Here is a 3,872-nt window from a genome sequence, read left to right as displayed (position 1 = left end):
GCGAGCCGGCAGACGTCATAGCAGTCGTGAACGACTACGCGACATGGCTGTCGAAAAGCGATGTGCCCAAGCTGTTCATCAACGCTGAACCCGGGGCGATCGTGCGCGGCCGTATCCGCGAGTTCGTTCGTACCTGGCACAACCAAACCGAAATCAACATCAGAGGTGTGCATTTCGTCCAGGAGGACAGCCCGGACGAGATCGGCACGGCCATGGCCGACTTTGTTCGGCGGTTACGCGAACCGCACTAGTCGCTGATCTCTCCCGGGTTGGTCAGGCACAACACGACAGTTTGGCGATATCGCGGGTGAAGGCCTGCGCGGCGAGTTTCAGCGCCTCGGCCATGGTCAGATACGGGGCCCACGTGCCGGCCATCTGCCCGGTGGTCATGCCGGATTGCACTGCGTAGACGGCAGATTGGATCGCGTCACCGGCGCCCTCGGCGATCATGTGCACGCCCAGGATGCGGCCGGTGTCGCGCTCGGCGACGATCTTGACCAGACCCCGGGTGTCGCGGTTGACCAGCGCGCGGGGCACATAGCCCAGCGGCAGCACCCGGCATTGACACGAGTACCCGGCCTGCACGGCCGCAGTGTCGGTCAGCCCCACCGACGCGATGGTCGGGGTGGTGAACGTGACCCGCGGCAGCGCGGTGTAGTCGAGAGTGCGCGAGGCGCCGTCGAGGGCGTTGTCGGCGACCAGGTTGCCGTGCGTGGCGGCGACATACACGAACTGCGGATACCCCGTGACATCACCGGCGGCCCAGATTCGCGGGTTGCTGGTGCGCAGGTACTCGTCGACCACCACCTGCCCGCGCGCGGCGACCTTCACCCCGACTGCGTCCAGATTCAATCCGTCGGTCACTGGGCGGCGGCCCGTCGCAACCAGCACACGCTCGGCGCGGAACTCGCGTCCGTCGCCGTCGACGACTGCGGTCGCGGTGACCTCGCCGGCCGGGCCGCGGCGCACCTGCCGTAGCTGAGCGCCGGTCACCACCGTGATGCCTTCCTCGGCGAACACCCCGGCGATGACCTCGCTGACCTGCGGCTCCTCGGCCCGCGCGAGCCGGCCGCCGCGTACCAGGATGATGACCTCCGCCCCGAGGCGGGCGAACAGCTGCGCCTGCTCCAACGCCACATAGCCGCCACCGAGAACCACCAGCGACTCGGGTATTCGATCGATCGCCATCACAGTCGCCGAGGTCAGATAGCCGGACTCGGCCAGCCCGTCCACCGGCGGCACCCACGGCGCCGAGCCGGTCGCAACCAGATAATTCGCCGCCCCGACCCGCACGGTGCCACCGCTGCCGTTCGGGGCGACCACCAATGCGGGACCCTCGACGAAGGCAGCCTGGCCGCGCATGATCGGCCAGTCGTAGTCGGCGGCCAGGTCGATGTACTTCTCCGTGCGCAACCCCTCGATCAGGCGGTCTTTGCCCGCGATCAGCGTGGCGATATCCACCGGACCGGCATCGGTTGTGATCCCCGGGAACGCCTGCGCGCCCGCGACATGGCGGGCCGCGGCGGCAGCCAGCAGCGCCTTCGACGGCACACACCCCATATTCACGCACGTGCCACCGGTAGTGGCGCGTTCGATCATTACCACGCTGCGCCCCTTCTGCCGCGCGGCGATCGCGGCGGCGAACGCCGCCGCACCCGAACCGATCACTGCCAGGTCATATCCCATGGGGCGGTTCTCCTCCGTGTCGCGGGCTCCGGCCGCACCGCCGCAACCCGCTTCAGTATTCGCCTTGCCGAATAGATCCATTGCAGTATAGTATTCGGCTCAACGAATAGTATGGAAGGGTTGGAGGTCCCGCATGTTGCCCACTCCCGGCCGTGCCGCGACCGCGGTGGTGGAAGATCACTGTTCGCATTCCGATACCGTGGCGCGGTTCTTCCGCGCCCTGTCCGATCCCACCCGTCTGAAGATCCTGGAATACATCCTGGCTGGTGAACGCACCGTGGCCGACTGCGTCGAGCACGCCGGGATCACGCAGCCACGGGTGTCGATACATCTGGCGTGTCTCACCGATTGCGGATACGTCGTCTCCCGTCGCGACGGCCGCAAACTGCGCTATTCGGTCGGCGACCCCCGGGTCGGCGACCTGGTCGTGCTCGCCCGGTCGCTGGCCATCGACAACGCCGCCGCCCTGGACTGCTGCCCCCGCATCAACCCGGCCCCCGACGCCGAGAGAGGTCCCCGCCACCGATGACACGTTCGGCCACCCAGCGACACCGCCGCCCTTTCCTCGCCACCGCCTTCACCGCCGTTGCTGCGACCGGGCTGACCGCGTGCAACTCCACCACGAGCACCTCCGCACCGACCGCCGTTAACCCGCCCACCACCGTGGTGACCACCCTCGCCGGCGCCACCGTGCGGATACCCGCCGACAAGCCGGCAGCGGTGTTCTTCTTCTCCGTCGGCTGCGGTGAATGCCTCGGCGGCGGCAAGTCGCTGGCCCAGGCCGCGACCACGGTCGGTGACAAAACCCAACTCCTGGCTGTGGACATGGATCCCGGCGCCACCAAAGACGCCATCACCGGATTCCTGCACGCCATCGACAGCCCCGAGCTGCCCACCACCATCGACACCGGCGCCACCCTCAGCCGTGCCTACAAGGCCTCCGCGCTGAGCACCCTGCTCGTCGTTGAACCCGCCGGGAAGGTCACCTACCGGGCCACCGATCCCACCGCCGACCAGATCCGCACAGCCCTCGCCGCGGCGGGCGCCTCGGGTGCCGCATTGACCAGCCGGTTGACCGCACTGGCCCGTTACGCGGGCCGCATCACCGCCGCCTTCCTCGTCGTCAGCGGTACCTACCTCGCCTGGTACTGGTACCCCGCCGCGGTCCATGGCAGCAGCGCCAACAGCAACGGGGCATGGCCGGGTTCTCCGCCGCTACATCCACCTGGATCAGCGACCAGATCACCTTGGTTGCCGTGGTTCTCATCGTGATCGCGGCCGCCACCGGCTGCCGCCGCCACGATGCCCGGTCCCCATTGCAGATCGAATCGAACTGCTGCACAACCGAACACGCCAATACCCCAGAACCAACTTCTGCGGCCGAGGGTCCGAGCTGAGCAAGTCACCCACACCGTCGGGGCATGGCTGGCCGATCGGGTGTCTAAGTGTCCTCGATGATGGGGCAGACGGTGACCGGCCTGGTGTCCGTGCAGCCTGACGCCGATCAAATCACCGGTTCGTCCACGGATTCAGGCTAAGGCGATCGGGTATGTGATGCACTCCGTGTTCGGGCAGCTCTTCGGCCTCGGCTACTACGCGATAATTGCCGTTACCCATCACGCTGGGGCCGGGCTGGGGCGCTGCTGGGCCTGGCGCACGGCATGTTCGCCGGCACCGCCCCGGTGAACATCCTGCTGCCGGTGGTCCACCCCCGTATGGGCAAGCCCAGCACCAGCGCCCCCGATGTCGCCCTGCTGGAACCGCCCGGATTGATCATGCTCAACTGGGGGATCGGCGCTCCTGTCGTTGCGTTGTCGGCCCATGCCGCCTACGGGGCCATCGTCGACGCCGCTGCCGCTCTGGCGATCTGAGGAAAAGTAGCGCGCGCTTCATGCCGGTGTGGCTCAGCGGGCGATCGTTTGAGCTAGACGAGGCCGGGAATGGCCTCGGAAAGCTCCCGCAGATATGCCTCCTTAGCCTTGGCGCCGACGATCCGTCGCACCGGTTGACCATCCTTGAACAGGATCAGCGTGGGGGTCGCAACGATCTGAAACTCGCGCGCCCTCACCGGATTGGCGTCCACGTCCAATTTGGCGACGGTGAGCTGGCCCGCTTGCTCGGTGGCGATCGCCTCGAGGACCGGTGCCGCCATCCGGCAACGTGGACACCAGGTCGCCCAAAACTCA

Annotated in this window: 5 protein-coding genes and 1 pseudogene; 4 read left to right on the top strand and 2 right to left on the bottom strand. The window is 67.4% G+C overall.

Features of this window, described 5'->3' with window-relative positions; genetic code table 11:
* Positions 1–251 (top strand): annotated as a pseudogene (locus AC2VON_RS07550) (haloalkane dehalogenase); the annotation flags it as partial.
* Positions 252–273: 22 nt separating this feature from the next.
* On the opposite strand, the gene merA reads toward AC2VON_RS07550, so the two are convergent.
* A complete protein-coding gene (merA, locus tag AC2VON_RS07545) occupies positions 274–1,686 on the bottom strand; it encodes a mercury(II) reductase (RefSeq protein ID WP_486952389.1) in 1,413 nt (470 codons plus the stop codon).
* A gap of 133 nt (positions 1,687–1,819) precedes the next feature.
* Here merA and AC2VON_RS07540 point away from each other — a divergent pair, with 133 nt between their 5' ends.
* The 3 genes from AC2VON_RS07540 to AC2VON_RS07530 all read left to right on the top strand — a co-directional run bounded on the left by AC2VON_RS07540 (position 1,820) and on the right by AC2VON_RS07530 (position 3,557).
* Complete coding sequence (locus AC2VON_RS07540; protein ID WP_486952388.1) at positions 1,820–2,215, top strand: ArsR/SmtB family transcription factor; 396 nt, start codon at positions 1,820–1,822, stop codon at positions 2,213–2,215.
* Positions 2,212–2,958: a TlpA family protein disulfide reductase gene (locus tag AC2VON_RS07535; protein ID WP_486952387.1), complete on the top strand. Its 747-nt coding sequence runs from the start codon at positions 2,212–2,214 to the stop codon at positions 2,956–2,958. The genes AC2VON_RS07540 and AC2VON_RS07535 overlap by 4 nt, the downstream gene beginning before the upstream one ends.
* A 389-nt stretch (positions 2,959–3,347) precedes the next feature.
* Positions 3,348–3,557: a hypothetical protein gene (locus tag AC2VON_RS07530; protein WP_486952386.1), complete on the top strand. Its 210-nt coding sequence runs from the start codon at positions 3,348–3,350 to the stop codon at positions 3,555–3,557.
* Positions 3,558–3,610: 53 nt separating this feature from the next.
* On the opposite strand, the gene AC2VON_RS07525 is transcribed toward AC2VON_RS07530, so the two are convergent.
* The coding region (locus AC2VON_RS07525) for a thioredoxin family protein (protein ID WP_486952385.1) at positions 3,611–3,872 on the bottom strand (262 nt) is incomplete at its 5' end.

It is taken from the genome of Mycobacterium sp. TH-M82, assembly GCF_057473605.1.
This window is presented reverse-complemented; position numbering and strand designations above follow the sequence as displayed.